We start from the raw sequence: 26,134 nt of genomic DNA, 5'->3' as shown, positions 1-26,134 counted from the left end.
TCGCTTCGATCAGTATGGACTGTAACCAAAGGGGGAGTGGGGATAAATGGAGATTAGAAAGGCTTCAAGGAAAGACGCGTGTAACCTAGCTGCTCTGTTCAATCATGTTGAAGATTCCGGGTATATGCTGTTCAACCCTGGGGAAAGAAAAGCGACGGGGAAACAAATGGAAAAGCAAATGGAGCAAATCGAAAAAAATCCCCTTTCCGTTTTCCTCGTTGCTGCTAGCGGCCATGAGTTGAAAGGTTATTTAATCTTATTGGGCAATCAAATGGGCCGAACGAGGCATTCAGCCAAAATCGTCATCGGCATCAATGAACAGGACAGAGGAAAAGGTATCGGTACGAAGCTATTTCAGAAAATGGAGGAGCATGCACGGACAAACGAAATACGGCGCCTGGAATTGTCCGTCATCGCAAACAACGCCACTGCGCTTTCCTTATATCGAAAGATGGGTTTTGAAAAGGAAGGAATAAAGCGGGAATCACTGTTTTTTGATGGAAAGTATCATGATGAATATTTTTTGTCCAAATTACTTTAAAAAACGTATTGTCAAATAACTGAATGTCTGATAATATTAATTTTGTTGTGAAAAACGAATAAAATTTAGCATTTGACAAGTCATCAGTGTTTATGATATATTTCTAAAGTGAATTGAATACGTGTTTGATGAAAAGAAGAAGCACCCGCTTCTCACCTGGTTGACGCAAACAATGCAGTTAACAGGTCATGATTTGATTATTTGGATCTTTCTGAATGAGTCTATCAGTGTGGGTGCAGCATGCATCCACACTTTTTTATTATGATTATATCCTGTAAGCGAGTTGTGAGCGTGACCGAATTTATTCAAATATTCGTATTCGCCAATATCTTTGGAGGTGGCTAACTATTAGTAAAGACGCGATGGTAAACGAGGGCATCCGAGCCCGTGAAGTTCGTCTTATTGACCAAAACGGAGAACAACTTGGAATTAAAACGAAATTCGAAGCATTGGAAATTGCCGCTCGTGTAAATCTTGATCTAGTTTTAGTTGCTGCAAATGCAAAGCCTCCGGTAGCCCGGATCATGGACTACGGAAAACACCGCTTCGAGCAGCAAAAGAAAGACAAGGAAGCACGTAAAAATCAAAAAGTCATCAGTCTGAAAGAGGTTCGTTTGAGCCCGACGATTGAAGAACATGATTTCAATACGAAGCTTCGCAACGGTATTAAATTCCTTGAAAAAGGCGATAAAGTAAAAGCTTCTATCCGATTCAAAGGACGTGCCATTACGCATAAGGAAATTGGTCAACGTGTACTCGTTCGTTTTTCTGAAGCATGTAAAGAAGTGGCTACAATCGAGCAACACCCAAAAATGGACGGGCGCAGCATGTTCATTATCTTAGCACCGAAAAACGAAAAGTAATTGTAAAGTAATTTGTAATGAGGAGGAATACCTTATGCCTAAAATGAAAACTCACCGCGGATCTGCTAAACGTTTCAAAAAGACTGGATCCGGCAAACTTAAGCGTTCTAACGCTTACACAAGCCATTTATTTGCTAACAAATCTACTAAGCAAAAGCGTAAGCTTCGCAAAGCTAGCCTTGTAAGCAAAGGTGACTTCAAACGTATTCGTCATATGCTAGACAACATTAAATAAGTTCGATTTATCGAGTTAAATAGGAGGGAAATAACATGCCACGTGTAAAAGGCGGTACTGTTACTCGCAAACGTCGTAAAAAGGTAATAAAATTAGCTAAAGGTTACTATGGCGCGAAACATATTCTTTTCAAAGTAGCTAACCAACAAGTAATGAAGTCAGGGAACTATGCTTTCCGTGACCGTCGTCAAAAGAAACGTGATTTCCGCAAACTTTGGATCACTCGTATCAACGCTGCAGCACGCATCAACGGTCTTTCTTACAGCCGTTTAATGCATGGTCTAAAGCTTGCTGGTATCGAAGTGAACCGCAAAATGCTTGCTGATCTTGCTGTTGCTGACGAACAAGCTTTTGCTCAATTAGCAACTGCTGCTAAACAACAATTAGACAAATAAGTCTGACTGATACAGCCACTCTCTTTTCAAGAGGGTGGCTTTTTACATATTTAAAGGAGGGAATGAAAATGCAAGGAGTATGGTTCATTGCTGCTTATATGATCATCACGAACATCATCGGATTTGCCTTAATGGGAATCGACAAAAGGAAAGCGCGTAATGGGGAGTTCCGGATCAGCGAAAGGACACTTTGGTTTTGGGCGGTCATAGGCGGGGGGACTGGGTCCTTTTTGGGGATGAAACAATTCCGCCATAAGACGAAGCATGCCGCTTTTAAGTGGGGCCTGCCCCTATTGATGATTCTTCAGATAGCCTTATTGATCAAGATATTCATTCAATTGTAATATGTAGCCCGTATGATGTATATGCTTGTAGAAGCAGCAAAGAGTAGCTGGAGGGAGAGCATGAATGATAAACTGACACTTGTGATGAGCTACGTTCAATCTGGAAGCGTGTTTGCACCGTTGATTTTTATCACTTTTCATTTATTAAGGCAATTTTTATTCATTCCCGTCATTGTGGTTTGCATGTCTGGCGGAGTATTATTCGGGGCAGCCTTTGGAACCATCTATTCGGTAATCGGTTTGACGTTGTCCAGTATGGCCTTTTATTTCGTGATAGGCAAATTTCCGAAAACAAAGGATAGGCTGCTGCGGCTAAAGAATAAGCTGTTTGGAAATCGAAAGCTAAATAGCCGGCAAATTGCAGTACTGAGGCTAATACCATTCATACACTTTTACTTACTGTCGCTTTGCTTATTGGAATCCAATAAAGGGCTGAAAAATTATTTTTATCTATCCTTCATGACCAATCTCCCTGTAGCATTCGTATACACGGTTTTTGGCCACTATATTGCAGATTTCAGTCCAACGATGATCGTCATCATTTTATTATCCTTAACCTTATTGATATATTTATTGAGAGAGAAGCAGACGGTCGTCCCTTGGAAGGAATTTTTTCGTTCAGATGATTAATATAGAGCCTTGAGTCCATTTTTCTCAAGGCTCTTCATTACGTTTAATTTTTTTCATTTTTGTAAAAACTCCTTTACCGGGCTCTTCCAATCAATAACGGCATCCGGATAATGTTTTTTAATGGCTGCCTCGATTTTTAAGAAGTCATTTCGCTTCAAGCCTTTCAGGCCGGCCATTTTTTTAGGCCATATGAAGATGGAGATGACCTCGAAGGAGCGTTCCGTCGTCCCTAAATACTTTTCCCCTTCAAACATCACCCCGTTGTACGTCAATAAAAAATTCTTTCGTATATTGGCTGTATCGTCGAGCAGAAAGAACTTTTTCTGTTCATGTGCAAGTTCTAATTTTCTTTTCGGATTAAATAGGTATTTGATGACTGTATATATTAAGAAAATAATGAGAGTCAAAAGAATGAACCGCATGATCAATACCATGGTTCTACCTCCTTAAACAGAGTGATTCCCTTCATTTACGTATGGGTTTTTAATAAGTTTCATTTATTTGATATAATTTAGGGGAAGACGATAGAAAGAAGTGATGAAAATGAATATAGGTAAATTAATGGAAATGCAGGCAGCTTTGGACGAGCATATACAATCAAAGCATGATTTGGGTGCTGAAGATTTAGTGGAACGGAAGATACTTGCTCTTTTAGTGGAGCTTGGAGAGCTTGCCAATGAAACAAGATGTTTTAAATTCTGGAGTCTTAAAGGCCCCTCTGATAAAGAAACGATATTGGCTGAATACGTGGATGGCATTCATTTCATTTTGTCACTTGGAATCGAACGGGGATTTGTACCGGAAGTTCCTTCCGCCTTCAAGGTGAATCAGGAGGATCTGACGGTTCAATTTACTGCTATTTACGGCTACATCAGTGAATTTCGCACACAGTTGACAGAGGCATCTTTCCAAAAGGTTTTTGCTGCGTATTTACATTTAGGGGAGTTGCTTGGATTTTCAGCAGTGGATGTGGAAAAAGCATATGTAAGCAAAAATGAAGTGAATTACGAAAGGCAAAAGCAAGGCTACTGATTGTTTATGCAATCGATTATCTGTATAATTATTCTTGTAATGTAAGTTATAGGGAGGTATAAGTATGGCTCAATTGGATGAAACGTTAAGGATGCTTGCTGACTTAACGGATGCTAAAGGCATCGCAGGAAATGAAAGTGAAGTAAGAAAAGTGATGACCGAATACATAACACCATTTGCGGATGAAATATCGACAGATGGCCTGGGAAGTTTGATTGCCAAGAAAACAGGTGATGAAAACGGACCGAAAATCATCGTTACCGGGCATATGGACGAGGTCGGTTTCATGATCACCCAAATTGATGATAAAGGATTTTTGCGTTTTCAGCCAGTAGGGGGTTGGTGGTCACAAGTAATGCTGGCCCAGCGCGTGACGATCGTTACAAGTAAAGGTGATCTAACTGGCATTATCGGTTCCAAGCCGCCGCACATCCTGTCAGCGGAGGCGCGGAAGAAGCCGGTTGATATTAAGGATATGTTTATTGATATCGGTGTATCCAGCAAAGAAGAGGTTAAGGAATGGGGCGTCAAGCCAGGGGATATGGTTGTGCCATATTTTGAATTCACGGTCATGAATAATGAAAAGATGCTGCTTGCCAAAGCCTGGGACAATCGAATTGGCTGTGCAATCGCCATTGATGTGCTTAAACAGCTGAAAGACAGCGACCATCCTAATGTAGTTTATGGAATTGGCGCTGTGCAAGAAGAGGTCGGCCTGCGTGGCTCCAAAACATCCACATTCAAAATTCAGCCGGATATCGGTTTTGCCGTCGATGTTGGCATTGCTGGTGATACACCGGGGGTTTCCGAAAAAGAAGCGATGAGTAAGATGGGGGAAGGCCCGCAAATCGTCATCTATGATTCATCGATGGTGGCACATAAGGGATTACGCGATTTCGTCACCGACACGGCTGATGAAATGAATATTCCTTATCAATATGAATCGATTCCAGGCGGCGGGACGGATGCCGGCTCCATCCATTTAACTGCAAATGGTGTTCCCGCACTGGCAATCACGATTGCCACACGCTACATTCATTCACACGCAGCAATGCTCCACCGGGATGATTATGAGAATGCAGTTAAGCTCATTGTCGAAGTGATCAAACGTCTCGATCGTGAAGCGGTTGATCGGATCATTTACGAGTAATATAGAAAGTTAAAAATGGAGAGGCCTAATCAGGTCATCTCCATTTTCTTTTCCTTATTTCTACTTATCTTCGACGATTATATAGACTGCTTTGATGGGACCATGGACGCCGACGACAAGGTCCATTTCGATATCAGCAGAATTGCTCGGCCCTGTTATGAAGTTGATGCAGGAAGGAACGACTTCGCCCCGGGTAACTTTTGAACGGATGGCCGCTGCAGCCTGTGTCATTCGCGGAACGATGGTGCTTTTTGGAATGATGGAAACATGACAGGAAGGAAGGAAGCTGATGGAACGGCCATGGTCCTTATCGCTGAACAAGACGACGGTCGCTGATTCTGCTAGTGTCATCTCACTGAATGTGATTCCGATGTTAGCTCTTTCTGCTTTTTCGATATTTTCTTTCCCGGCTTGGTGATCCCATATATGGACATCTTTTTCCTTTAAGATACCCTCCAATCCATAGTCGGAAAATCGATCGTCCTTAGGAATGATCAAGGGTCCGTTTCCAAGTTCCTCGATCACCTGTTTTAAACAATGCATCACTTGCTTGGAGTCGGTAACGTGAAACTGAGTATGCACCCGTTTACATTGCTCCTCCAATTCCGCAACAAGGTCATTTGGTGTCGCATGTTTCAAAACTTCTTTTTGGGGGGCGTGCTTCCATTCCGGAACGGAGATGCCTTCCGTAATAGGAGCCCTTCCCAGGTTTTTGGCTATATTGTTTAAAAATGTCCCTTCATTATGGATGGTTCCATTCATGATGGTTTCCCTCCTTTTTCCCGATTTTTGAACCAGTCCCGAAAGCTCTCTTTCCCTGGAGCAGGGAACTCGCGGCTTTCTGTCCAAGTTTTGAGTGGTCCCGGTCCTTTCGAGATGATATCCCCCGTTTTAAAAGGAGACATCGCGGATGGGGCCATTTTGGAGCCGAACTTATAAAGCATAGGCGAGGCCGCACCGATTCCGAAGGCTTTCATGGCCATCTTTTCTGAGAATGGCGCCATTTTTTCCTTTTCAACGATGACTTCACGATGCTTCCTCAGTAAGTCATGGAGAGGAATCTTAACCGGACAGGCATCTGTACAGGCCGCACAAAGAGTGGAGGCATATGGCAGCTCCTTGAAATCATCATACCCCCCGAGTAAGGGGGAAAGCACAGCACCGATTGGTCCTGGATATATTGAACCATATGAATGACCGCCAACCTGGCGATAAACCGGGCAAACATTTATACAGGCAGCACATCGAATGCATTGAAGAACGGATTGAAACTCAGTTCCTAAAATGGAGGAGCGTCCATTATCTACGATCACAAGGTGAAATTCCTCGGGGCCGTCTATATCTCCTTCATCACGCGGCCCGGTAAGTGCGGTGATGTAACTGGTCAACCTTTGGCCGACAGCGCTTCTTGTCAATAAGCTGACAAGGACTTCGAATTCATCGAATGTAGGTACAAGCCGTTCCATTCCCATCACGGTGATTTGCGTTTTTGGGAGGGCAGTGACCAAATCGGCATTTCCTTCATTCGTCACCAAACCGATCGAGCCTGTTTCCGCAATAGCAAAATTACAGCCAGTAATGCCCACATCGGCGCTTAAGAAATCTTTCCGCAGAATGCCCCGCACATGGGCGGTAAGCTCTTCCGGTTTTTCGGTTTGCGTATATGCAAGCTTTTCTTTAAAAACATCCCTAATCTGCTCCTTATTTTTATGGAGAGCAGGTGCGACGATATGGGAAGGGGGATCATGATCATCCACTTGTAGAATATATTCACCAAGGTCCGTTTCAACGACATCGAGGCCAACTGCTTCAAGAGTCGCATTCAAATTGATCTCTTCCGTGACCATCGATTTGGATTTCACGACCTTTTTGGCGTTCTTTTTTACAATGACATCCTTAATGTAGCCGCTTGCTTCTTCAGCGGTTTCAGCGAAGAAGACATGACCGCCCCTTTTCGAAACGTTTTCTGCAAGCTGGTGCAAATAGAAATCAAGGTTACTAAGCACATGCTGCCGGATTTCTTCCCCAAGGGACCGCCAATCCTCCCAGCTTCCCAATTCATCAACGGCAGTCAGACGCCTTCCGTGTAATCGTTCTTGGGCACTCGATACGGCCAATCGCATAAAATCATTATGTATTCCTTCATCCACCCGGTCTTTAAACTTGGCAGAGCTGGTTTTCATAGCCATTAGTTTTTCCCTCCTCGCTTTCTTTAAATACTATTCAGGACTTCCGCGATATGAAGCACTCTCACCGGTTGCCCCTTCCTTTGGATCCGTCCGCCGATATTCATCAAACATCCTGCATCCCCGCCTATTAAAAAATCAGCGCCGGTAGCTTCAATATTGCAGACCTTCTCCTCGACCATTTGCCCGGAAATGTCCCCCATCTTAACCGAAAAGGTCCCCCCGAACCCGCAGCAGTTTTGGGCATCTGGAAGTGGTGTCATTTCCAGCCCCCTGACATGGCTTAACAAAATGGCAGGTGCTTCCTTCACCTTAAGCAGCCGTGTCATATGGCATGAAGTATGATAAGTTGCCTTTCCCTTAAGGGTCGCCCCGACATCGGTCACTTTTAAGACATCCACGATGAATTGGGTCAATTCATATGTTTTAACCGCTAATGATTCCGCCCTCTTTTCCCATTCGGCATCGCCTTTGAAAAGGACCGGATATTCTTTGAACATCGCTGCGCAGGAACCGGAAGGGGTTACGATGTATTCAGCATCTGCGAACGTTTTAATCATCTTTTTCATAGCTTCCTTCGATTCCTTCGTATACCCGCTATTATATGCGGGCTGTCCGCAGCATATCTGGGACTCCGGGAAATCGATCTCACAGCCTAATCTCTCGAGTAGCTCCACTGTCGCTTTGCCGACATTGGATTGAAACAAATCCACTAAACATGTTGCAAAGAGAGTAACTTTCAATTTGAACTCCTCCTTATTCAAATAGGTTAACAGGTCATCTGATGACTAGAAAATGGAAAAAGGAAATGGTTAAGAGAATATACCAATTTCCAAGATTTTTTAAATGAAGTAATCGTTTTCAAAATAATATATCAATTTAATCCTTTTTTGTATAGGGTATTTTTGAAATTTAAAGGAAGGTCAACTCTAATTTTGCTGATTTTTTTGGATGACCCGGTCCAGTGATTCCTCGACACTTTGAAGGTGAAACAGCATGGCACTGCGCGCTCCGTCTTCATCCTTTGCCACGATTGCATCATGAATCCGGACATGCTGCTGGTAAAGCTGCTTAAGTGTCATCTCTTCGGAATATAGCGCTATCCGGCGGATATCACCCATCTTTTCCGTCATTAATTCTGAAACGTGGTTCATCAATGTAATCAGCAGTTCATTTTGTGATGCATTTGCCACTGCAACATGGAAGGCGATATCTGCTTTATCACTGAGTTCTTCATCGTCGGATACCTTTTCCATATTAAAAAGACTTTCCTTGAGTTCGATAAGGTTTTCTTTCGTTCTCATCTTCGCTGCCACTTCTGCCGTACCGGACTCAAGTATTTTCCGGACTTCCAGTAAATGCTTGATATTGGCTTGATCCATCAAAAGGGCGGCAGACAAGGGATGGTTCATGATGGTGGGGTCGAAGGTTTTGACGAATGTTCCTTCACCTTGTTTTATTTCAATAAGACCCATTGAACTCAATGCACTTAATGCTTCGCGGATGGCCGGGCGCCCGACTTGGAAATTTTCCGCAAGCTGCTGAATGGAATCCAATTGTTCACCGGGTTTCAGGCTGCCTGACCGAATCATTTCATAAAGTTCATCGCTGACTTCTTCATAAATTTTTTTCGGCTTTATTTTTTTATATACCAAGTAGTAGCACCTCTATTTTCTATGAGTTTCTCTGGTTAATATTATATAACACAAATGATCTTTGACACTTCCAGAAGGTTAAAAAATCAACAAAAAATAAAAAAAATCTTGATTTTATATTTTTAATCATTTAATTTTAATGAGTACTCATCAAGTCATCTGATGACTTAGAATTTTCAGATATGTAAGGGGTTTCAATTAGCGGTTGATTTCTGAATTATTTAAAAAATTTATAGAAAATGGAGTCGAAATGAATGACATGGACACAAAACTTTACGCCGATCACCGATAATTTAGTTTTATCATCTCTTGCCGCACTCATTCCAATTCTTTACTTTTTTTGGGCACTTACCATCAAACGGATGAAAGGTTACATTGCAGGTATAACCACGTTGCTTGTAGCTCTTGCAGTGGCTGTATTGATATATGGAATGCCTGCAGGAAAAGCAGTGATGTCCGCTTCACAAGGAGCCGTATATGGGCTGCTCCCAATCGGGTGGATAATCATCACTTCCGTATTTTTGTACAAAATGACTGTTAAAAGCGGACAATTCAATATCATTCGTTCTTCGGTGCTTTCGCTTACGGAAGACCGCCGCCTCCAGGCATTATTGGTGGCATTTTCTTTCGGGGCCTTTTTAGAAGGTGCCGCGGGATTTGGGGCACCGGTTGCCATTTCAGCCGCGCTTTTGGTCGGTCTCGGATTTAACCCGCTATATGCTGCCGGGATTTGTTTGATCGCGAATACCGCTCCGGTAGCATTCGGGGCGGTTGGAATACCGATCATCGCCATGGAAGGCCCGACTGGCATAGCCGCCATGGAGATTTCAAAAATGGTCGGCCGCCAATTGCCATTCCTTTCGGCTTTCATTCCGCTATATCTCATATTAATAATGACTGGGTGGAAAAGGTCACTTGAAGTCTTGCCGGCAATATTGGTTTCCGGATTTTCCTTTGCCATCACACAGTACTTAAGCTCAAATTTTCTTGGGCCAGAATTACCGGACATCCTTTCCGCGTTAGTGTCACTATTTGCATTGGCAATTTTCCTTAAATTCTGGAAACCTAAAACGATCTTTCGCTTTGCATCCGAGGAAACGGCAGCAGCCGTCGAACCTTTATATACGGCAGAAGCGGAAACAAAATACACGAAATGGCAGATATTCCATGCTTGGTCACCATTCCTTCTGTTAACGCTTTTCATAACAATATGGGGGATGAACCCAATAAAGCCGGCACTCTCAGGGCATTATGAAGGCAACAATGCGTTGCTTGGCGGAATCAATGAAATCGGGAAACTATTAACCTTCCAAATCGAAGTCCCAGGTCTGCATAATGCGATAATCGGAAGCGATGGATTGCCGATTGCGGCTTTCTATAAAATAGAACTGCTCGGAGCGGCCGGGACTGCGATTTTACTGGCTGCCATCGTAACGAAGTTCATCGCACACATGTCTGCAAAAGACGTTTATAGCACCTTTGTTGAAGCGATGAAAGAGTTGGCAAAACCAATCTTGATGATTTCTGCCGTGGTGGCTTTTGCCTATGTAACGAATTCTTCAGGCATGTCGACAACATTAGGGATGACCCTTGCAAAATCGGGTGATTTATTTCCGTTCTTCGCACCGGTTCTCGGCTGGCTGGGTGTGTTCATTACCGGCTCGGATACATCAGCCAACCTCTTATTTGGCAGTCTGCAAAAAGTGACCGCACTTAAAGTGGGGATGGAGCCGGTCTTGGCACTTGGGGCGAACTCTTCCGGAGGGGTCACCGGAAAGATGATTTCCCCCCAATCGATAGCGATTGCATGTGCTGCCGTTGGATTGGCGGGCAGGGAATCGGAATTATTGAGATTCACGCTCAAACATAGTTTATTTTTATTGCTGCTTGTTTGTGTGATTACCTTCTTGCAAAATGGCGTCCTTTCCTGGATGATTCCATAAGTAGAATGAGGCTCCCTTTTCATAGGGGAGCCTCGAAATATTTTCAAGGCCAATCAAAAAAGGAGGACATATCATGCAATTGACAGCTGTGGCAGGAAAATTGGTTCATGAGGTTCGGAAACTGATTGATGAGGAAATCATCATTATTGATCATGCTGGCACGATTATCGCCAGCACCGATAACAGCCGTATTGGAGCTTATCATGAAGGAGCTATCCACGCTTTCAAAAATCGTGAGAAATTGATCATCAATAAACAGGATGAACGAAGTTGGAAAGGAGTGAAGGCAGGTATAAATCTACCTATTTTCTTCAACCAGGAAGCAGTTTGTGTCATTGGAATTACAGGCGACCCCAAACATGTTTCCCCCTATGCGGAACTTTTAAAAAAGATGACGGAGATGTTCATTCAGGAAAGCTATCATATCGAACAAGCAGAATCCCAATCACGTCTGATGGAATTCTTTGTATTTGAATGGCATCAGCTGGAGACGTTCAATGAGCTTTTCCTTCAGAAGGCCAAGTTGCTTGGGGTCGATGTTCATGCAGACCGGATCATCACCCTTGGTGAATTTAAGACTGAGGAAATCATTGAACCTCATGTGTGGAGAACGCTTCAGATATACATAAGACAGCAGCATCCCAATGACATCGCAGTCCGATGGGGGAGGAACCAATTCGTCATTCTTTCTATAGCCGATTTCATCGGTACAAAAATCCAGCAATTAAAGAAATTAAGTAAACTCCAAAAAAAGCTGGAAGAGAGTTCGGGTTATAAAGTGTGTGCAGGAGTTAGTTCGCGTGCATCGGGATCCGCTTTCAGGTCAGCGTTTTTTAAAGCGGAACGTTCTTTGAAAATCGCGCTTCCTTCATCGGGGATCATATTAGACGAGGACTTGAAGCTTGAGGTCCTGCTTGATGAAGTTACCGCTGAAACAAGACAGGAATATTTATCCCGGACGATTCAGGAGTTGCTTCCTAATGAGGAGCTGCTTAAAACCCTTTCCATGTATTTTGCATGTGATCTATCCTTAAAGGAGACCGCTAGAGCCCTGCATATCCATATCAATACCCTCCATTACAGGCTCAAGCGCATAGAAGATTTGACCCGCCTGAATCCCAGGAAGCTAGACGATTTAGTCACTATGTATCTAGCATTAAGTATATTGGATAAACATACAAATTAATTCTATGGAAAGCTCTAAATTCTATATGTTCATACATAGATGATAGAGTGTTTTCTTTCTTATACTTACATCATATAAAAAATCTCGAATTTCCTATGTTTATATGAGGAGGATGTACATGTTAACAAAACAGGTTAAGCAGCTACTTCTTACCATCGTCGGTCAGGAGAATTTCGATGACTCGAAAGTGGAATGTCTAGTCTATTCATATGATGCAACGCCAGGGTTTCAAGCGATGCCTGATGCTGTCATTAAACCGGGCTGCACAGCTGAAATCGCAGCCATCGTCAAAGTTTGCAATGAATACCATGTTCCGATCGTTCCACGCGGGTCTGGGACGAATTTAAGCGGAGGCACTTGCCCGACAGAGGGGGGGCTTGTGCTTTTATTCAATCGAATGAATTCATTACTTGAAATAGATGAGGAGAACTTAACGGCGACCGTACAGCCTGGGCTTATCACATTGGACTTGATTTCAGCAGTTGAAGAAAAGGGATTGTTTTATCCGCCGGATCCCAGTTCGATGAAAATCTCCACTATTGGCGGAAACATTAATGAGAACTCTGGTGGACTGCGAGGATTAAAGTACGGAGTCACCCGTGATTATGTCATCGGGCTAGAAGTGGTCCTTCCGAATGGGGACATCATTCGAACAGGGGGCAAGCTTGCCAAAGATGTAGCCGGATATGATTTAACGAAACTTTTTGTCGGGTCAGAAGGGACGTTGGGCATCGTTACGGAAGCGATCTTAAAGCTGATCCCAATGCCGGAAACGACAAAGACGATGCTTGCCTTATATCAAGATCTGGATGCTGCAGCCCAGTCAGTGGCCAAGATCATTTCAAATAAAATCATTCCAGTTACATTGGAATTTCTGGATCGGCCGACGTTGATCGTGGTTGAGGACTTCGCGAAAATCGGTTTGCCCACCAATGTGGAAGCCGTCCTGCTAATTGAACAAGATGGTCCGCCTGAAGTGGTGGAACGTGATATGAAAAGGATGGCCGATATTTGTCTACAGGAAAAGGCGGTTTCAGTGGAAATTGCCGAAACGGAATCTGACGCTGCCGCCTTGAAAACCGCAAGACGGACAGCCCTCTCTGCACTGGCACGCCTCAAGCCGACGACCATTTTGGAAGATGCCACCGTTCCACGGTCGGAAATTGCCAAGATGGTTAAGGCGATTAATGAGATCGCTGTCAAGCATAACGTGGACATTTGCACTTTCGGCCATGCTGGGGATGGGAACCTGCATCCAACGTGCATTACCGACGCTCGTGATCATGAGGAAATGGAGAGAGTGGAGCTCGCTTTTGCCGACATTTTTGCCGCGGCTATCGACCTTGGCGGGACGATTACCGGTGAACATGGTGTAGGGGCGATGAAGGCCCCTTATCTTGAATGGAAGCTGAAGAAAGAAGGGATTGATGCCATGAGAGCGATTAAACAAGCTTTTGATCCCAATAACATCATGAATCCAGGCAAAGTATTTGCCAAGGAAACCAGGAAAAGGGTGGTGGTTTCTTCATGACGACAGTTCAGGAAAGGGAAATCATCGCCATGCAATTCGCTGAAAAAATGAATGAAGATGAATTGTTGAATTGTATGCGCTGCGGCTTTTGCTTACCCCACTGCCCGACATATATTGAATCGGGGCTGAAGGAATCCCATTCACCAAGGGGCCGGATTGCACTTATGAAAGCGGTGGCGGATGGTGTGATTGAGCCCGATGAGGATGTAGAACGTTCATTAAGTCTTTGCCTCGGCTGCAGGGCTTGTGAACCTGTGTGTCCTTCAGGTGTGAAATATGGACATCTTCTTGAAGAAGCAAGGGATATCATCCATCAGAATAAAAAGCATAGTTACCCTGTAAAAACGATCCGCAAGGCCGTTTTTAGTGGGTTATTCCCGCACCAGGAGCGAATGCAGGCCATGACGAGCTTGCTTGGCTTCTATCAGAGATCAGGTCTGCAATACATGGCCCGAAAAACGGGAGTCCTCAACATGCTTCCGAATAATTTGGCAACCATGGAAAAGGTGCTGCCGAAAGTCCCGAAAAAATCAGAAATGAAAAATAGGCCAACCGGGCTGCCTGCAATCGGAACCCCGCTCAAAAAGGTGGCTTTCTTTTCCGGCTGCTTGATGGATACGATGTTTTTGGAAACGAACAAGGCCACACTAAAACTTCTTCAGCTGGCAGGATGTGAAATCGTGATTCCGAAATCCCAGGCATGTTGCGGGGCGCTGCATGGGCACAGTGGTGAAAAAGCAGGTGCAAAGCAACTGGCCAAGCGTAATATAGAAGCTTTTGAAGCGGAGGAAGTTGATTATATCATTACGAATGCCGGCGGCTGTGGAGCTTTTCTCATAGATTATGACCATTTGCTCCAAGCTGAACCGGAATGGCATGACCGTGCAGTTGCATTTAAAAATAAGTTGAAAGATATCAGCGAGATACTTGTTGATTTGCGTTTCCAGGAAAAGGTTCGCTTAAAACTGCCGGCTCAATCGGTAACTTTTCAGGATTCCTGTCATTTACGGAATGTGATGAACACCTCCTTGGCTCCGCGAATTCTCCTTCAATCGATAGAAGGAATCGACTTCAGGGAAATGAAGGATGCGGATCGGTGCTGTGGCTCCGCAGGGATTTATAATATTGTTGAATCAGAGATGTCCATGAATATCCTCGACTCCAAAATGGAACACACGAAATCGACTCAGGCCGATATTGTTGTCACGGCAAACCCTGGCTGTCTATTGCAAATGCAATTGGGGATCGAGAGGGAAAACTTGGGGGAATGTACGAAAGCGGTGCATATAGCGGACCTGCTAATAAAGGCTGTGGCATTATAATAGAAGAAAAAAAATGAAATAGAATTATTTGGCTAAACATTACATTTTTATAAATGGGGAAACCCTTGAAAAGTCTGGATTTCAATTGAAAAAGCGTTCTGTGCCGAGAACAATTTGTAAATGATATAACATAAATGAAATATTCATTCCTCGTTTACTTAGGTTCATAGCGGGTAGAGTTTATACATAGCATCCACTAAACGAAACAACAAAACCTAAGGAGGAATGTAAAATGAATAAAACAGTATATGGAGTATATGAATCAAATGCAGAAGTGATCCAGGCAATTAATGCACTTAAAGCAAAGGGCTTTGAAGGGGACGATATAACGGTCGTCGCAGACAAGGAAGAAACATTGGATTTCACGAACACTCAACGTGAAACGGATGTTCATACAATGACGAATGTTCCTAACGACGAATCATTTATGGACAAGGTGGCACGTTTCTTCATGCCGGATGATACGGCAGACCTTTCAACAAGATTGGCGAATGCAGGCCTTTCGAATAGTGAAGCGGCTGAACATGTCTTTGATATAGAAAATGGAAAAGTCCTGGTTCTGGTAGAAGAAGGTGAAGGCCATCTTGGAACGGCAAGAGATAAATTCACGACCGGAAATATGGATACTGCCGCTACACGGCTTGATACAAATTCCACCAACCAACTATATAATGGCACTGAAAAAACCGATTCATTAAATAAAGAAGATGTTTATGGAGTCAACGGACAAGGCCGTGAATTGCCAGAGGATGAAAGGACGCTTACACTTCGGGAAGAACAGCTGAACATTGACAAAGAAAGAGTTCAGACAGGAGAAGTCGTCATTAACAAAGAAGTCAATGAACAGCATAAAACGATTAATGTCCCTGTTGAACACGAAGAAGTGACAGTCGAGCATAGATCAGTTTCAGGACGTGAAGCGAACCTGGAAACCGGAAGCATTGAAGATGGGAAAACATTACGGATCCCCGTAGTTGAAGAAAAATTGGAAGTTTCGAAAAAGCCGGTCGTCACAGATGAAATTGTCATCAAGAAACATGCTGTACAAGAAACGGAACAAGTTCAGGATACTCTTAAAAAGGAAGATATCCAGCTTGATAGTACAGATGAATCGATCGTAAATGAGAAAAAGGCAACTGAACGTAGAACCGACCGCTTCTAAAGGTGAAGAAAAAAGCCTGCAGTTTTTAAAACTGCAGGCTTCTTTTGGGTCTAAAAGACTGATTAAAGGTACGAGTCTAGGGAAGGCAATCCTTTTTGTTTAATTGGCACCCATCAGGGTATAAATACACATAAGAAGAAATATCGGAATAATTGGAGGAGGAAGATGCATGGGAAAAACATTATATGGTGTTTTTAATACGGAAAGAGAAATAATCCAGGCTATTCAATCCCTCAAGGAAAAGGGGGTCCATGAAGGAGAAATAACGGTAATGGCTGATAAGAAAGAAGAATTGGATTTCGTCAATCAAAAGCGTGATCCGGATGTCGACGTCGTTACTAACTCTAACGAGGATTCCTTCATTGATAAGATGAAACACTTTTTCCTGAATGAGGGTTCTGAAGATATAAGGAACCGACTAGGTGAGTTAGGGCTTGCTGATAGTGAAGCCACCGCTTATATAAATGAAGTGGAGGCTGGAAAATTCCTGATTCTGATAGATGAATCGGAAACCGTAACAGCACGGGAGAGCATAACTTCCAATCGCATGGAGGAAACGGACGAACCTGCAGAGAATCCGCTTAAAACAGGGGTGGTGAACAATCCGGACCCGAACCTATTTCCTGAAACAACAGCAAATGCCTATCAAACAGGGGAAGTGGAGGCACAGCCAGGAAGAAGCGAAGAACTGCATGGGAATTCTGCGAACATCTTTGGAAATGAAGAGCTGGATACAAAGCGAGCTCAAGAAAGGGAAATCTGGGGGAACTCCACAGAAAAATTCAAGAAGAAAAAACCAGGGAATTATGAAGGAACACTAGCAAGCGACCCTCATGCAGACCCGTTTTCTGCTGATACTGATAAAGCCCTTGATGCTCAAGGATCACTGGATCGGACCGTGAGCCCGAATGCCAGCGGGCAGCAAGAGGAAGGCTTGCAGGATGAATACATCAAAAATCGAATCAATACCGACAATCTGTAATACGCAAAATAACTGCCTGCACAAGGCTTTTCAGACTGTAGACAAACTAGATGAAAATCGAGTTTGTCTGCAGTTTCTTTATGGCTTGTAAAATTGGGACGTTGATTTCCATTCTAGGCATTCGCTTTACGCGGGGTCTCCCTTTGATAGAAATCATACATGATGATGAGTTGAAGATATTACTTTGGTTCAGTTGGTTCGTTTGATGAAGGATATATTTTTCGAACCCTTTTTATCTGCAAACTGAACCAGGCTGTTTTTTTTAAAAAAACCTTTAGGCAAAGGGTTCCCTTGTTCTTTAGTCAGGAATTCTCAATAGACTATTTGCTTGTTTATTGTTAAAGCTGCAAGGTATAATGACAAAGGTATTATTTTAAGTAGAGTAACAAGGAGGGGGAGAAACATGGAAAAAAACGTATATGGTGTTTTTGACTCTAATCCGGAACTACTTGCTGCAATTCAAGACTTAAAAGCTAAAGGCATATCTGGCACCCAAATGACAGTAGCAGCTAATATAAAAAATAATGTGCAGCTTGGAAATGAACATACGGATATACTGATCATCGCCAATCAGGATAAGGAGGACACTCTTTTTTTAAGAATCTTCCACTACTTCACAGATGAAGGATCTGGAGATTTACGCAGCTTTTTCACGAAATACGGCTACTCTTATGATGAGACAAAAGCGATGCTTGAAGAAGTGAGCGCAAAAAAATTCATCTTGCTGCTTGATGAAGAAGTCTCCATCGAAGAACTGAAGGCTTGCGAAGCGAAATCAAAAAAATAACAGCCTTTGAAGGCTGTTATTTTTTTAATCCTGCTTCAAGGGCAGTGATCATTTCCTGTTTTTCCTGCTCAGATGAATTTTGCCAGATGACCTCGAATAAGACTCCCAATCCAGGTAGCATTTTTTCCTCGCCATTTTGTATGGCATCGACAATCGTGTCTTCCAACTGATCTTGCGAATTTCCAGATACATTTTGGATGATCGCATTACGTAAGTTTAAATTCATAATTATTCCTCCTCTAACACATAATGACTGACATTAATAGCATTTCACAAACTCACATGCAATATGTATGTGAATTGCGTTATAATAGGAAAATCAGTGTGAAGTTAAAGGAGCGTTTACCCTTGAAATATATTGAATCCGTAAAAAACCCGCAAGTTAAGCAATGGAAAAAACTTTTGACGAAAAAAGAACGAGATAAAACAGGGAAATATTTAGTCGAGGGTTTTCACCTAGTTGAAGAAGCCTTAAAAGAAGAAATCGTCTTGGAAGTGATCATCAATGAAGAAACTGAAATGCCTGCACATTTTAAGGTGGAAGGCACAGAACTCATTTATGTGAAAAATGATATTATGAAGGCGATTTGTGATACCGAAGCCCCGCAGGGAATTGCTGCTGTTTGTGAACAGAAATCAACGAGCATGGCGTCCATCAATCCGGATAAACTTTTGTTGATCGATGCTGTACAAGATCCGGGGAATATTGGAACGATGATCAGGACAGCGGATGCAGCTGGAATCGATGCAGTCATACTTGGCGAAGGGTGTGCTGACTTGTATAATCCCAAAGTGGTCCGTTCGACGCAAGGGAGCCTCTTTCATATGCCTGTCATTAAAGGAAACCTTTTCGAAATCATCGATGAGCTGAAGGAAAGCGGCACACCGGTATATGGCACGGCATTAGAAGGCGCATCGCCATTTGAAGAAGTGGGAAAGTCTTCCAGGTTTGCCCTGTTGGTCGGTAATGAAGGCCAAGGAGTATCGAAGGAATTACTGGAGAAAACGACTAAAAACCTTTATATTCCCATCTACGGAAAAAGCGAATCATTGAATGTGGGGATCGCTGCCGGGATTTTAATGTACTATTTACGAAAATCGATTTGAAACGGCCGAAGAATTATAATATAATAAAACAGAATTTTATAATGAAAACAACGATGACAAAGAGTAGTAGCTTAAGTTAACCATATCCAGGGAAAAAATGCCTTGACTGAAAGCATTTTTATGGCACTGCTTAAGGGAATTCACCTTTCGAGTTGGCATTGGGAAGACATGATGTCCGAAAAATGTTCCGGTGAAGAGCCGTTATTTTTAATGAAGTGAGTGCAGAAGTTTTTTTGTTCGTGCACTAATAAGGGTGGTACCGCGATACATAAACCTCGTCCCTTTAGGGATTGGGGTTTTTTTGTGTTCATTTTTACAAAAGGAAAATAAAGGAGGAAGACATGATGCAGGAACGTTTACTAGAACTGCAGGAAGAAGCGTTGCAAAAAGTTGCCGCCGCTTCCGAATTAAAAGAACTGAATGAAGTCCGAGTTGCTTATTTAGGGAAAAAAGGGCCAATCACTGAGGTATTACGCGGCATGGGTAAATTATCTGCCGAAGAACGCCCGAAAATCGGGGCACTGGCCAATGATGTAAGGGAAGCGATCGCAACAAAGATCGAGGAGAAACAAAAAGCACTTGAAACTGCGGCAGTCAATGCAAAGCTAGCAACTGAAACGATTGACGTCACACTTCCTGGACGTCCGGTTAACAAGGGGAATCTTCACCCATTAACACGTGTCGTGGAAGAAATCGAAGACTTATTCATCGGTATGGGTTATACCGTTGCGGAAGGTCCTGAAGTCGAAAGCGACTACTACAACTTCGAGGCACTTAACTTGCCAAAAAGCCATCCGGCACGTGATATGCAGGATTCCTTCTACATAACGGATGAAATCCTGATGCGTACACACACTTCACCTGTTCAAGCCAGAACGATGGAAAAACATAAAGGGCAAGGTCCTGTTAAAATCATTTGCCCAGGAAAAGTATATCGCCGTGATAACGATGATGCTACACACTCCCATCAATTCCAGCAAATTGAGGGCTTGGTCATTGATGAGAACATCAGCATGAGCGACCTGAAAGGAACGCTGGACGTATTTGCGAAAAAAGTATTCGGGCAAGACCGAGAAATCCGTCTTCGTCCAAGTTTCTTCCCATTTACGGAGCCTTCCGTCGAAGTGGATATTTCTTGTAAAATCTGTGGTGGTAAAGGCTGCAGCGTATGTAAACAAACAGGCTGGATCGAAGTGCTTGGCGGCGGGATCGTTCATCCGAACGTCCTTGAAATGGCTGGCTTCGATTCCAAGAAATACTCTGGATTCGCATTTGGAATCGGCGTGGAACGGATTGCCATGTTGAAGTACGGTGTGGATGATATCCGTCATTTCTATACGAATGATGTTCGATTCTTAAAACAATTCAACCATCACGAAGCATAAATTTTTATTTTAAAAAGGAGGACCTACCATGTTTGTGTCATATAAATGGTTACAAGATTATGTTGACCTTTCAGGCATCAATGCGACGGAGCTAGCTGACAAAATCACGAAAAGCGGCATTGAGGTTGAAGGGGTGGAAAAGAAAAGTGAAGGGCTAAAAGGGGTCGTCATCGGGCATGTCATTGAACGTGAACAGCATCCAAATGCGGATAAATTGAATAAATGCCAAGTTGATATCGGGGCCGAAAATCCCGTTCAGATCATCTGTGGAGCACCGAATGTCGATAAAGGCCAAAAGGTCGCAGTCGCTACTGTTGGCGCAGTCCTTCCAGGTAATTTCAAAATCAAGAAAGCGAAACTTCGTGGAGAGGAATCGCACGGGATGATTTGCTCGCTTCAGGAATTGGGCTTCGAATCCAAGCTCGTTTCCAAGGATTATGCTACAGGTATCTTCGTCTTCCCTAATGATGTGGAAGTAGGGAAAGATGCATTGGAGGAACTTGGTCTAAGTGATGAAGTGCTGGAACTTGGGCTGACTCCAAACCGTTCCGACGCATTGAGCATGCTTGGTGTTGCATACGAAGTGGCAGCCATTCTAGGACGGGAAGTGAAATGGCCGGTTGTCGAGAAAGAAGAGGCAGCTGAAAAAGCAACTGATTATATCAGTGTCAAAGTTGAAGCGAAAGAAGATAACCCGATATACATTGCTAAAATCATCAAGGATGTCAAGATCGGACCCTCACCGCTTTGGATGCAGACTAGGTTGATGTCTGCAGGTATCCGACCTCATAATAATGTGGTGGATATCACGAACTACATTTTACTTGAATACGGCCAACCGCTCCATGCCTTTGATTATGACCGCTTTGGTTCAAAGGAAATCGTCATCCGCAGAGCGAAGGATGCTGAAAAAATCGTAACATTGGATGAAGCGGAACGCACTTTGACACCTGACCATTTAGTGATCACAAATGGCAGCGAGCCAGTAGCGATAGCTGGTGTGATGGGCGGAGCGGATTCCGAAGTGAAAAATGATACGACGAATATCATTATTGAAAGTGCATATTTTGCAGGTACAGTAGTTCGTAAAGCTTCAAAGGACCATGGATTACGCAGTGAAGCTAGTGCCCGCTTTGAAAAAGGTGTCGACCCGGCCCGTGTACGTGAAGCTGGAGAACGTGCTGCACAATTGATTGCACAATATGCAGGCGGAACAGTCTTACAAGGAGCAGCAGAAGTTGATGAATTGACAATGGAACCTGCGGTCATTAGCATCACTCTTGAAAAAATCAACACACTTCTTGGAACAAGCATGACCGTATCGGTTGTGGAATCGATCTTCAAACGTCTGCAATTTGGCGTTGAACTTGACAATGAAACATTCACAATCACAGTCCCGACGCGCCGTGGTGATATTACGATTGAAGCTGATTTAGTCGAAGAGGCTGCACGTTTATTTGGATATGATAACATTCCCGCTACACTGCCGATTGGTGCTGCTACCCCAGGCCAATTGACTGACTATCAAATTAAACGGCGGAAGGCACGCCGTACACTTGAAGGCGCAGGCCTTTATCAAGCGGTGACCTATTCACTGACAAGCCAGGAAAAAGCGTCCCAATTCGCATTGGAAGCAAGAGAATCCATTCGATTAGCAATGCCAATGAGTGAAGAAAGAAGCCAGCTGCGTTTAAGCATCGTGCCTCAATTGCTGGAAGTCGTGAAATATAACAATGCCCGCCAAATTGATTCACTGGCACTGTATGAGATCGGTTCGGTATTCTTTAAGCGTGATGAACAAGAACTGCCTGAAGAAAAAGAACATATTGCTGGAGCAATCACCGGCCTATGGGAGTCACATCTATGGCAAGGCGAAAAGAAACCAGTGGATTTCTTTGTAGCCAAAGGCGTGATCGAAGCATTATTCGACACACTTGGATTAGCTGATCAAATCAATTATCGCCAAGCTGAAATCAACGACATGCATCCAGGACGGACAGCGGAAGTACTATTGAATGGTGAAGTGATTGGCTTTATCGGCCAAGTGCACCCAACTGTCCAAAAAGACTTGGATATTAAAGAAACATACATTTTCGAACTTTCCTTAAAAGCATTGGCCGAAGCCGAAGTCGCGCCGATTGCGTACCAAACCATTCCGCGCTATCCATCAACCACACGCGATATCGCTCTAGTTGTGGATCAAGCTACGAAAGCCGGGGACATTCAGGATATTATTGAAGAAGCCGGTGGCAAACTGCTGAAAGAAGTAAGCATCTTCGACTTATACGAAGGTGAAAGAATGGAGGAAGGCAAGAAATCCATTGCCTACTCACTGAAATACTTCGACCCGGAACGTACTCTAACGGACGAGGACATTACAAAAGCACACGATAAAGTGCTTGAAGCCGTTAAAGAAAAAGCTGGCGCAGAACTTAGAGGATAAAACCAAAAAAACAGCTCCCTGATACATGGGGAGCTGTCTTTTTTTGGATTTTACGAGTAAAAGGTGCAAACTCACGAGTAAATCGTAAATTTACGAGTAAATAGCGTGAATTCACGAGTAAAAGGTGCAAACTCACGAGTAAACGGAGCAAACTCACGAGTAAATGGCGCAAACTCACGAGTAAATCGTAAATTTACAAGTAAATAGCGTGAATTCAAGAGTAAATGGTGCAAACTCACGAGAAAACGGCGTAGATTCACGAGTAAATGGCGTAAACTCACGAGTAAATCGTAAATTTACGAGTAAATAGCGTGAATTCACGAGTAAATCGTAAACTCACGAGTAAATCGTAAATTTACAAGTAAATAGCGTGAATTCACGAGTAAACGGCGTAAACTCACGAGTAAACGGAGCAAACTCACGAGTAAATCGTAAATTTACGAGTAAATAGCGTGAATTCACGAGAAAACGGCGTAAACTCACGAGTAAACGGCGTAAACTCACGAGTAAATGGTGCAAACTCACGAGTAAACGGCGTAAACTCACGAGTAAATCGTAAATTTACAAGTAAATAGCGTGAATTCACGAGTAAACGGCGTAAACTCACGAGTAAACGGAGCAAACTCACGAGTAAATCGTAAATTTACGAGTAAATAGCGTGAATTCACGAGTAAACGGCGTAAACTCACGAGTAAACGGCGTAAACTCACGAGTAAATAGCGTGAATTCACGAGTAAACGGTGCAAACACAAGTAAACGGCGTAAACTCACGAGTAAATCGTAAATTTACAAGTAAACAGCGTGAATTCACGAGTAAACGGCGTAAATTTACGAGTAAATAGCGTGAATTCACAAGTAAACGGCGTAAACTCACGAGTAAATCGTAAATTTACAAGTAAACAGCGTGAATTCACGAGTAAACGGAGCAAACTCACGAGTAAATGGTGCAAACTCACGAGTAAATGGTGCAAACTCACGAGTAAACGGCGTAAACTCACGAGTAAATCGTAAATTTACAAGTAAATAGCGTGAATTCACGAGTAAACGGCGTAAACTCACGAGTAAATGGCGTAAATTCACGAGAAAACGGTGCAAACTCACGAGAAAAAGGCGGCTGTTCCGGAAGGTCAGCCGCTTTCTTCTATTTATGATATTTCTGTTGATATAGTCGCTTCGCTTTTTCTGTGTTGGCGAAGTGGGTTTTCGTGAATTCGTGTAATGAATCGATTCCTTTTTCATGAATCAATCTTGCGGCCGCTTCATCGACTGCAAATCCGGCACCTTTAGGAATTTTGAATCCGGCTTTTTCACTCAGCAAGTCAAAGCGTTTGACGAATGCATATCGGGCAATGATGGATGCGGCTGCTACTCCAAGATGAATGCCTTCCGCTTTTGTGCATAGATAGGTGGCATTGGCCTGGAATAGTTCTTGGCCTTTGAGGTAATTGAAAAATACCTCTGGTTGAGCGAATTGATCAATAAGGACCGCTTCCGCTTGTTCCGGCTGGATTTTTTGCATGAGATTCTTGATTGCTTGGTTATGGAGGAGTGCCTTCATTTTTCCTTGTGACATTCCCTTTGCCTGCAGCGCATTATATTTCGGGTTGTCGCATGTGAGCAGGCTGAAGGGCACTACATCCTTAATCTGTTTGGCAATTTCGATGATCTGTGGATCTTTCAGATTTTTGGAATCCTGGACTCCAAGCTCCTTCAAGAGTGAGAGTTGTTCCTTTTTTGCATATACGGCTACGACGGTGATCGGGCCGAAATAGTCTCCTGTTCCGACCTCATCGGAACCGATCACTGACATGGTTCCGATATTTGCAGGCGGCGAATATCGATGGGCCTTGACTGATGCAGAGGATGCCGTTTTTTTCTTTTGAGCCGCAGCGGTGGTACCTTTTTGCCATTTTACCGCTTCTAGTTCGGCATTCTTACCTTGAAAAAGGACCTTCCCGGATTTATAGGCCGTCACCGTACATAGCGGCGGTTTTGCGGAAAAGATGCTCCCAGGCGGCAGCTTGGCGGCCAAGGATGAAGAATAATGGGACTTCATCGCCTTTATTTGTTCAGGACTGATAAGTAAAACAACATGGGACATAATGGGTTAGCTCCTAACTTCATTTTGTTTATTAGGTGATCTTCTTCCTAAATCCGCTTTCGTTTGACAAATTATTGAAATTTTTATGCGAGAAATGACGATGTACTCTCTTTCATGACGAAAAACTTCATGATATGATAGAATTAGGATTGTTTAGATTGGGGGCATCATTTTGTCAGACGATAAACGAAATAAAACAACAGTTGATATATACGGACAACCATATACAATCGTCGGCACAGAAAGCGCAAGTCATATGCGCCTGGTCGCTTCGATGGTTGACGAAAAAATGAGAGAGATCAGGATGAAAAATCCATACTTGGATACAAGCAAGCTAGCGGTACTAACGGCCGTGAATACCATCCACGAATATATTAAATTAAAAGATGAACTAGACCAGCTTCAACTGGAATTAAAGAGAGAGAAGGACTGAGTACATGCTTGATTTAGCAATTCTGGCCATTCTTTTAATCGGTTTATTAATCGGTTTAAAGCGTGGCTTCATTTTACAAATGGTTCATATGACAGGGTTCATTGTAGCCTTCATCGTCGCTTATGTATTTTACGGAGATCTTGCTCCCAATTTGAAATTGTGGATTCCGTTCCCAACGATGGGTGATTCCTCGACCCTTAATATGTTTTTCGATACAGTCGGGCTTGATACGGCGTATTACAATGCAATTGCCTTTGCAATCATTTTCTTTGCTGCCAAGATCCTTTGGCAAATGATAGGATCCATGCTCAATTTCATTACCCACCTACCGATATTAAAGCAGCTGAATCGCTGGGGTGGAGGGATATTGGGGTTTCTCGAAGTCTATCTTATCATGTTTATTATATTATATATAGCTGCCATGCTGCCAATGGATTCCATCCAGAAACCATTAACTGGCTCATTTTTGGCAGAATCGATCGTGAAACATACGCCGTTCCTTTCCGAGCAAGTGAAGGAACTTTGGTTTAATGATGTAAAACAATCTTAATGTCAGTATAAGAGGGCCTGCCTCCCTTTCTCAAAGTCCTGGATTCCTATACTTTGAACGGGGGAGGCCCCTTTTTATGTAGCAGCATGTAACTTCCCCCTATTTGATTCGAAAGTTAAGAATCTGACTGCTTGTACTTTACCTCCAAGAAAGGTATCTTTAAGAAAGTGA

The 26,134-nt window shown here is 43.2% G+C and carries 31 protein-coding genes and 2 other annotated features; of the genes, 20 read left to right on the top strand and 11 right to left on the bottom strand.

What is annotated here, in order from left to right; genetic code table 11:
- Window positions 1-46 precede the first annotated feature (46 nt).
- The 6 genes from AC3ISB_RS20270 (at window position 47) to AC3ISB_RS20245 (ending at window position 3,008) form a co-directional block, all read left to right on the top strand.
- Window positions 47-541 (top strand): GNAT family N-acetyltransferase, encoded by a 495-nt coding sequence (locus AC3ISB_RS20270; RefSeq protein ID WP_141993891.1) that lies wholly within the window; start codon window positions 47-49, stop codon window positions 539-541.
- A gap of 127 nt (window positions 542-668) precedes the next feature.
- Window positions 669-805 (top strand) — a sequence feature (ribosomal protein L20 leader region).
- Window positions 806-903: 98 nt separating this feature from the next.
- Complete coding sequence (gene infC, locus AC3ISB_RS20265; RefSeq protein ID WP_034309072.1) at window positions 904-1,404, top strand: translation initiation factor IF-3; 501 nt, start codon at window positions 904-906, stop codon at window positions 1,402-1,404.
- 34 nt (window positions 1,405-1,438) lie between these two features.
- Window positions 1,439-1,639: a 50S ribosomal protein L35 gene (gene rpmI / locus AC3ISB_RS20260; RefSeq protein WP_034309070.1), complete on the top strand. Its 201-nt coding sequence runs from the start codon at window positions 1,439-1,441 to the stop codon at window positions 1,637-1,639.
- Window positions 1,640-1,674: 35 nt separating this feature from the next.
- The gene (gene rplT / locus AC3ISB_RS20255; RefSeq protein WP_034309067.1) at window positions 1,675-2,034 is read left to right on the top strand and encodes a 50S ribosomal protein L20; all 360 of its coding nucleotides are present in this window, start codon (window positions 1,675-1,677) and stop codon (window positions 2,032-2,034) included.
- Window positions 2,035-2,102: 68 nt separating this feature from the next.
- Window positions 2,103-2,378 (top strand): DUF1294 domain-containing protein, encoded by a 276-nt coding sequence (locus AC3ISB_RS20250; RefSeq protein ID WP_098370001.1) that lies wholly within the window; start codon window positions 2,103-2,105, stop codon window positions 2,376-2,378.
- A 60-nt stretch (window positions 2,379-2,438) separates the two neighbouring features.
- Window positions 2,439-3,008 (top strand): TVP38/TMEM64 family protein, encoded by a 570-nt coding sequence (locus AC3ISB_RS20245; protein WP_098370002.1) that lies wholly within the window; start codon window positions 2,439-2,441, stop codon window positions 3,006-3,008.
- 53 nt (window positions 3,009-3,061) lie between these two features.
- Here the strand turns inward: AC3ISB_RS20245 and AC3ISB_RS20240 are convergent, their stop codons facing one another.
- The gene (locus tag AC3ISB_RS20240) at window positions 3,062-3,442 is read right to left on the bottom strand and encodes a sigma-w pathway protein ysdB (protein ID WP_141993889.1); all 381 of its coding nucleotides are present in this window, start codon (window positions 3,440-3,442) and stop codon (window positions 3,062-3,064) included.
- Between the two features lie 109 nt (window positions 3,443-3,551).
- Between AC3ISB_RS20240 and AC3ISB_RS20235 the strand changes: the two genes are divergently transcribed.
- Both AC3ISB_RS20235 and AC3ISB_RS20230 read left to right on the top strand, forming a co-directional pair.
- Complete coding sequence (locus AC3ISB_RS20235; RefSeq protein ID WP_489274035.1) at window positions 3,552-4,040, top strand: dUTP diphosphatase; 489 nt, start codon at window positions 3,552-3,554, stop codon at window positions 4,038-4,040.
- Between the two features lie 64 nt (window positions 4,041-4,104).
- Window positions 4,105-5,190 (top strand): M42 family metallopeptidase, encoded by a 1,086-nt coding sequence (locus tag AC3ISB_RS20230; protein ID WP_489274033.1) that lies wholly within the window; start codon window positions 4,105-4,107, stop codon window positions 5,188-5,190.
- Between the two features lie 60 nt (window positions 5,191-5,250).
- Here the strand turns inward: AC3ISB_RS20230 and AC3ISB_RS20225 are convergent, their stop codons facing one another.
- The 4 genes from AC3ISB_RS20225 to AC3ISB_RS20210 form a co-directional block, all read right to left on the bottom strand.
- Window positions 5,251-5,955, bottom strand: coding sequence for a LutC/YkgG family protein (locus tag AC3ISB_RS20225; protein ID WP_489276976.1), 705 nt, complete (start codon window positions 5,953-5,955; stop codon window positions 5,251-5,253).
- On the bottom strand, window positions 5,949-7,379 hold the full coding sequence (locus AC3ISB_RS20220) for a LutB/LldF family L-lactate oxidation iron-sulfur protein (protein ID WP_489274031.1): 1,431 nt from the start codon (window positions 7,377-7,379) through the stop codon (window positions 5,949-5,951). Before AC3ISB_RS20220 ends, AC3ISB_RS20225 begins: the two co-directional genes overlap by 7 nt.
- Before the next feature lie 23 nt (window positions 7,380-7,402).
- On the bottom strand, window positions 7,403-8,119 hold the full coding sequence (locus AC3ISB_RS20215) for a (Fe-S)-binding protein (protein WP_489274030.1): 717 nt from the start codon (window positions 8,117-8,119) through the stop codon (window positions 7,403-7,405).
- A gap of 186 nt (window positions 8,120-8,305) precedes the next feature.
- Window positions 8,306-9,031, bottom strand: coding sequence for a FadR/GntR family transcriptional regulator (locus tag AC3ISB_RS20210; protein ID WP_141993886.1), 726 nt, complete (start codon window positions 9,029-9,031; stop codon window positions 8,306-8,308).
- A 254-nt stretch (window positions 9,032-9,285) separates the two neighbouring features.
- On the opposite strand from AC3ISB_RS20210, the gene AC3ISB_RS20205 reads away from it, so the two are divergent.
- The 7 genes from AC3ISB_RS20205 (at window position 9,286) to AC3ISB_RS20175 (ending at window position 17,944) form a co-directional block, all read left to right on the top strand.
- The gene (locus tag AC3ISB_RS20205) at window positions 9,286-10,974 is read left to right on the top strand and encodes an L-lactate permease (RefSeq protein ID WP_144526573.1); all 1,689 of its coding nucleotides are present in this window, start codon (window positions 9,286-9,288) and stop codon (window positions 10,972-10,974) included.
- Window positions 10,975-11,047: 73 nt separating this feature from the next.
- A complete protein-coding gene (locus tag AC3ISB_RS20200) occupies window positions 11,048-12,160 on the top strand; it encodes a PucR family transcriptional regulator (RefSeq protein WP_141993884.1) in 1,113 nt (370 codons plus the stop codon).
- Between the two features lie 118 nt (window positions 12,161-12,278).
- Window positions 12,279-13,691, top strand: coding sequence for a glycolate oxidase subunit GlcD (glcD, locus tag AC3ISB_RS20195; protein ID WP_098370012.1), 1,413 nt, complete (start codon window positions 12,279-12,281; stop codon window positions 13,689-13,691).
- Window positions 13,688-15,013: a (Fe-S)-binding protein gene (locus tag AC3ISB_RS20190; protein WP_489274027.1), complete on the top strand. Its 1,326-nt coding sequence runs from the start codon at window positions 13,688-13,690 to the stop codon at window positions 15,011-15,013. Before glcD ends, AC3ISB_RS20190 begins: the two co-directional genes overlap by 4 nt.
- 232 nt (window positions 15,014-15,245) lie before the next feature.
- Window positions 15,246-16,175: a YsnF/AvaK domain-containing protein gene (locus tag AC3ISB_RS20185; RefSeq protein WP_480338534.1), complete on the top strand. Its 930-nt coding sequence runs from the start codon at window positions 15,246-15,248 to the stop codon at window positions 16,173-16,175.
- A gap of 169 nt (window positions 16,176-16,344) precedes the next feature.
- The gene (locus AC3ISB_RS20180; protein ID WP_489274025.1) at window positions 16,345-17,157 is read left to right on the top strand and encodes a general stress protein; all 813 of its coding nucleotides are present in this window, start codon (window positions 16,345-16,347) and stop codon (window positions 17,155-17,157) included.
- Window positions 17,158-17,560: 403 nt separating this feature from the next.
- Window positions 17,561-17,944 carry a general stress protein gene (locus tag AC3ISB_RS20175; protein WP_489274023.1) on the top strand — a complete coding sequence of 128 codons (384 nt, stop codon included), beginning with the start codon at window positions 17,561-17,563 and terminating at the stop codon, window positions 17,942-17,944.
- 16 nt (window positions 17,945-17,960) lie between these two features.
- Here the strand turns inward: AC3ISB_RS20175 and sspI are convergent, their stop codons facing one another.
- Window positions 17,961-18,170, bottom strand: a complete 210-nt coding sequence (sspI, locus tag AC3ISB_RS20170; protein ID WP_061464325.1) for a small acid-soluble spore protein SspI — start codon at window positions 18,168-18,170, stop codon at window positions 17,961-17,963.
- A gap of 122 nt (window positions 18,171-18,292) precedes the next feature.
- Between sspI and AC3ISB_RS20165 the strand changes: the two genes are divergently transcribed.
- The 3 genes from AC3ISB_RS20165 to pheT all read left to right on the top strand — a co-directional run bounded on the left by AC3ISB_RS20165 (window position 18,293) and on the right by pheT (window position 22,879).
- Window positions 18,293-19,051: a TrmH family RNA methyltransferase gene (locus AC3ISB_RS20165; protein WP_489274021.1), complete on the top strand. Its 759-nt coding sequence runs from the start codon at window positions 18,293-18,295 to the stop codon at window positions 19,049-19,051.
- 44 nt (window positions 19,052-19,095) lie between these two features.
- Window positions 19,096-19,337 (top strand) — a binding site (T-box leader).
- Window positions 19,338-19,395: 58 nt separating this feature from the next.
- Window positions 19,396-20,436 carry a phenylalanine--tRNA ligase subunit alpha gene (gene pheS / locus AC3ISB_RS20160; RefSeq protein ID WP_098370018.1) on the top strand — a complete coding sequence of 347 codons (1,041 nt, stop codon included), beginning with the start codon at window positions 19,396-19,398 and terminating at the stop codon, window positions 20,434-20,436.
- A gap of 28 nt (window positions 20,437-20,464) precedes the next feature.
- On the top strand, window positions 20,465-22,879 hold the full coding sequence (pheT, locus tag AC3ISB_RS20155) for a phenylalanine--tRNA ligase subunit beta (RefSeq protein WP_339200493.1): 2,415 nt from the start codon (window positions 20,465-20,467) through the stop codon (window positions 22,877-22,879).
- 71 nt (window positions 22,880-22,950) lie between these two features.
- On the opposite strand, the gene AC3ISB_RS20150 is transcribed toward pheT, so the two are convergent.
- The 5 genes from AC3ISB_RS20150 to rnhC form a co-directional block, all read right to left on the bottom strand.
- Window positions 22,951-23,160, bottom strand: coding sequence for a hypothetical protein (locus AC3ISB_RS20150; protein WP_489274019.1), 210 nt, complete (start codon window positions 23,158-23,160; stop codon window positions 22,951-22,953).
- Window positions 23,161-23,297: 137 nt separating this feature from the next.
- Window positions 23,298-23,507: a hypothetical protein gene (locus tag AC3ISB_RS20145; protein ID WP_489274017.1), complete on the bottom strand. Its 210-nt coding sequence runs from the start codon at window positions 23,505-23,507 to the stop codon at window positions 23,298-23,300.
- The gene (locus AC3ISB_RS20140; protein ID WP_489274015.1) at window positions 23,504-23,650 is read right to left on the bottom strand and encodes a hypothetical protein; all 147 of its coding nucleotides are present in this window, start codon (window positions 23,648-23,650) and stop codon (window positions 23,504-23,506) included. Before AC3ISB_RS20140 ends, AC3ISB_RS20145 begins: the two co-directional genes overlap by 4 nt.
- A 99-nt stretch (window positions 23,651-23,749) precedes the next feature.
- Entirely contained in the window at window positions 23,750-23,980 is a 231-nt protein-coding gene (locus AC3ISB_RS20135) for a hypothetical protein (protein ID WP_489274013.1), read from the bottom strand.
- 40 nt (window positions 23,981-24,020) lie between these two features.
- On the bottom strand, window positions 24,021-24,980 hold the full coding sequence (gene rnhC, locus AC3ISB_RS20130) for a ribonuclease HIII (RefSeq protein WP_347940070.1): 960 nt from the start codon (window positions 24,978-24,980) through the stop codon (window positions 24,021-24,023).
- A 172-nt stretch (window positions 24,981-25,152) separates the two neighbouring features.
- Between rnhC and zapA the strand changes: the two genes are divergently transcribed.
- Both zapA and AC3ISB_RS20120 read left to right on the top strand, forming a co-directional pair.
- A complete protein-coding gene (gene zapA, locus AC3ISB_RS20125; protein ID WP_048678967.1) occupies window positions 25,153-25,413 on the top strand; it encodes a cell division protein ZapA in 261 nt (86 codons plus the stop codon).
- A 4-nt stretch (window positions 25,414-25,417) separates the two neighbouring features.
- On the top strand, window positions 25,418-25,963 hold the full coding sequence (locus AC3ISB_RS20120; protein ID WP_098370021.1) for a CvpA family protein: 546 nt from the start codon (window positions 25,418-25,420) through the stop codon (window positions 25,961-25,963).
- The last annotated feature ends 171 nt before the right edge of the window (window positions 25,964-26,134 follow it).

This window comes from Peribacillus sp. GL_122 (assembly GCF_057835005.1).
This window is presented reverse-complemented; position numbering and strand designations above follow the sequence as displayed.

Coding starts and splice junctions, on each gene's coding strand:
- AC3ISB_RS20270 (WP_141993891.1), top strand. CDS start 47: ATGGAGATTAGAAAGGCTTCAAGGAAAGACGCGTGTAACCTAGCTGCT.
- infC (WP_034309072.1), top strand. CDS start 904: ATGGTAAACGAGGGCATCCGAGCCCGTGAAGTTCGTCTTATTGACCAA.
- rpmI (WP_034309070.1), top strand. CDS start 1,439: ATGCCTAAAATGAAAACTCACCGCGGATCTGCTAAACGTTTCAAAAAG.
- rplT (WP_034309067.1), top strand. CDS start 1,675: ATGCCACGTGTAAAAGGCGGTACTGTTACTCGCAAACGTCGTAAAAAG.
- AC3ISB_RS20250 (WP_098370001.1), top strand. CDS start 2,103: ATGCAAGGAGTATGGTTCATTGCTGCTTATATGATCATCACGAACATC.
- AC3ISB_RS20245 (WP_098370002.1), top strand. CDS start 2,439: ATGAATGATAAACTGACACTTGTGATGAGCTACGTTCAATCTGGAAGC.
- AC3ISB_RS20240 (WP_141993889.1), bottom strand. CDS start 3,442: ATGGTATTGATCATGCGGTTCATTCTTTTGACTCTCATTATTTTCTTA.
- AC3ISB_RS20235 (WP_489274035.1), top strand. CDS start 3,552: ATGAATATAGGTAAATTAATGGAAATGCAGGCAGCTTTGGACGAGCAT.
- AC3ISB_RS20230 (WP_489274033.1), top strand. CDS start 4,105: ATGGCTCAATTGGATGAAACGTTAAGGATGCTTGCTGACTTAACGGAT.
- AC3ISB_RS20220 (WP_489274031.1), bottom strand. CDS start 7,379: ATGGCTATGAAAACCAGCTCTGCCAAGTTTAAAGACCGGGTGGATGAA.
- AC3ISB_RS20205 (WP_144526573.1), top strand. CDS start 9,286: ATGACATGGACACAAAACTTTACGCCGATCACCGATAATTTAGTTTTA.
- AC3ISB_RS20200 (WP_141993884.1), top strand. CDS start 11,048: ATGCAATTGACAGCTGTGGCAGGAAAATTGGTTCATGAGGTTCGGAAA.
- glcD (WP_098370012.1), top strand. CDS start 12,279: ATGTTAACAAAACAGGTTAAGCAGCTACTTCTTACCATCGTCGGTCAG.
- AC3ISB_RS20190 (WP_489274027.1), top strand. CDS start 13,688: ATGACGACAGTTCAGGAAAGGGAAATCATCGCCATGCAATTCGCTGAA.
- AC3ISB_RS20185 (WP_480338534.1), top strand. CDS start 15,246: ATGAATAAAACAGTATATGGAGTATATGAATCAAATGCAGAAGTGATC.
- AC3ISB_RS20180 (WP_489274025.1), top strand. CDS start 16,345: ATGGGAAAAACATTATATGGTGTTTTTAATACGGAAAGAGAAATAATC.
- AC3ISB_RS20175 (WP_489274023.1), top strand. CDS start 17,561: ATGGAAAAAAACGTATATGGTGTTTTTGACTCTAATCCGGAACTACTT.
- sspI (WP_061464325.1), bottom strand. CDS start 18,170: ATGAATTTAAACTTACGTAATGCGATCATCCAAAATGTATCTGGAAAT.
- pheS (WP_098370018.1), top strand. CDS start 19,396: ATGCAGGAACGTTTACTAGAACTGCAGGAAGAAGCGTTGCAAAAAGTT.
- pheT (WP_339200493.1), top strand. CDS start 20,465: ATGTTTGTGTCATATAAATGGTTACAAGATTATGTTGACCTTTCAGGC.
- rnhC (WP_347940070.1), bottom strand. CDS start 24,980: ATGTCCCATGTTGTTTTACTTATCAGTCCTGAACAAATAAAGGCGATG.
- AC3ISB_RS20120 (WP_098370021.1), top strand. CDS start 25,418: ATGCTTGATTTAGCAATTCTGGCCATTCTTTTAATCGGTTTATTAATC.